At 68.7% G+C, this 2,399-nt stretch carries 1 protein-coding gene; it reads right to left on the bottom strand.

Annotation, left to right across the window (positions count from 1 at the left end; genetic code table 11):
- Nucleotides 1-2,384 (bottom strand): amino acid adenylation domain-containing protein (locus KVT45_RS54815; RefSeq protein WP_308311176.1); only part of this gene is annotated, 2,384 nt, incomplete at its 3' end.
- Nucleotides 2,385-2,399 lie beyond the last annotated feature (15 nt).

Here is a 2,399-nt window from a genome sequence, read left to right as displayed (position 1 = left end):
GCACGCCCCACAAACGCCAGTTGACCGCTGCCGTCGGGCAGCCATCGGGCCAGGTCGCCGGTGCGGTACATCCGCCCACCCTCACCGAACGGGCAGGCCACAAACCGCTCCGCCGTCAGGTCCGGCCGGTTGACATACCCGCGGGCCAGACCATCCCCCGCGACATACAACTCACCCGTCACACCTGCAGGAACCGGCCGCAGGTAGGCATCCAGCACGTAGGTACGGACGTTGGGAAGCGGGCGACCGATCGCCGGCGCCACGTCCTCACCAGTGACGCCCTCCTCCAGGACAACCGCAGTGGTGATGACCGTGGCCTCGGTGGGGCCGTAGGTGTTCCACACCCGAGCCCCATCACGCCACTTCGCCGCCAGACCGGCCTCCAGCCGCTCCGCACCCAGCACCCAGTTCCCGATCCCGGAAACGTCCCCCGGCTCCAGCACCCCCAGCAACGACGGCACCACACTCGCCACCTCAACGCCGCAGGCACCCACCATCCCGGCCAGCGCGGAGGGATCCAGCCGCTCGTCGTACGAAGCGATCGCCAACGTGCCCCCGGCGGCCAGCGTCACCGCCACGTCCAGGACAGACGCATCGAAGCTGAACGACGCGAACTGCAACGCCGTCACACCCGGCTCGACACCCAGGACAGGGCGCATGGCGGCGGCCAGGTTAGCCACCGACGCGTGGGCCACGGCGACACCCTTCGGACGCCCCGTCGAACCCGACGTGTAGATCACATACGCCAAATCGCCAAATCCGGCCCGCACATCAATCGGTTCCCCGGACTCGATCGCGAGCCCGTCCAGGAGAACGGTCTCACCGTCCAACGAGTCCGCCGTCTCCTCCACGACCAGCACCAGCTCGGCGCCGCTGTCGGCGACCATGTACGCCAGCCGGTCCGACGGATACTCCGGATCCAGCGGCACGTACGCCCCACCGGCCTTCCACACCGCCAGGATCGCCACGATCGCCTCGACCCCACGCGGCAGGCACAGCCCCACCCGCGACTCCCGACCCACACCACGCGCCACCAACCCACGCGCCAGCGCATCCGAACGCGCATCCACCTCCGCATACGAAAGCCCACGGCCTCGCGACCACAACGCCACCGCTCCCGGAGACTCAGCCACCCACCTGCGGAACCGCTCCACGACCGTCGACGCATCCACGTCCTGGTCCGTCGCGTTCCACTCCTCCACCACAGCGATCCGCTCGGATTCCTCGAGCAGATCGAGATCGCCCAGCCGCACCAGCGGATCAGCCGCCACCTGCTCCAGCACCCGCACCAACCACTCCGCCAGCCGACGAACCGTCCCCTCGTCAAACAGGTCGGCGGAGTAGAGAATCCCCCCACGCAAGCCATCGGCAGAACCGTCGTCCGACTGCCCCTCGCTCAGCGTCAAGGAAAGATCGAACCGAGCCGCGGGATCCTCCGCCGGCGGGATCTGCTCGACCGCCAGCCCCTCCAGCTCCCAGCGCGCTTCCGGCACGTTCTGGAGCGCCAGCATCACCTGGAACAGCGGATTACGCGCCGCCGACCGCACCGGATTCAGCTCATCCACCAACCGCTCAAACGGCACATCCTGATTCGCATACGCCGACAGATCCGACTCACGCACCCGCCGCAGCACCTCAACGAACGACGGATCACCCGTCACGTCGGAGCGCAGGACGAGGGTGTTGACGAAGAACCCGGCGAGATTCTCCAGTTGCAGGTCCGACCGGCCTGCGACCGGGGTGCCGATGCACACGTCTTCCCCGGCGCCCATCCGGGCGAGCAGCACCGCCAGTGCGGCATGCACGACCATGAACATCGTCGCCCCGCCCTGCGCGGCCAGCTCCACCAGCCGTGCGTGCGTGACCGCATCCACGCCTATCGGGACCGTACCGCTGCGGAAGGAGGGCACCGCAGGCCGCGGACGGTCGAACGGCAGCACCGTCTCCTGCGGCACCCCCTCCAACGCCTGCCGCCAGAACCCGACCTGCTCGGCACCCGCACTGTCCGGGTCGTCCAGCTCCCCGAGCACCTCCCGCTGCCACAACGCGTAATCCGCGTACTGGATGGACAGAGGCTCCCACTGCGGAGCCTGCCCGGAAAGCCGCGCACCGTAGGCGGCCTGGAGGTCGTTCGCCAGCACACCCATGGTCCAACCGTCCGAGGCGATGTGGTGGGCCACCAGCAGCAGGACCCACTCATCCTGCGAAACCCTCAGCAGAACCGTCCGCCACGGCAGATCGACCGCCAGATCGAACCCCCGCCCCGCCTCCTCCTGCATGAACGCACGCCAGCCATCGCCGGCCTCCACCACAAACAGTTCCGGACGGCCTTCGGCACCCTCCCGGATCTCCTGATACGGCACCCCCTCCACATCCGGGAACACCGTCCGCAGACTCTC

Origin of the sequence: Streptomyces sp. GbtcB6 (assembly GCF_019091475.1) — a bacterium.
GTDB classification, from domain to species: Bacteria; Actinomycetota; Actinomycetes; order Streptomycetales; family Streptomycetaceae; genus Streptomyces; species Streptomyces hyaluromycini.
Note: the sequence above shows the minus strand (reverse complement) of the source record. Positions and strands in the feature narration are given on the sequence as shown.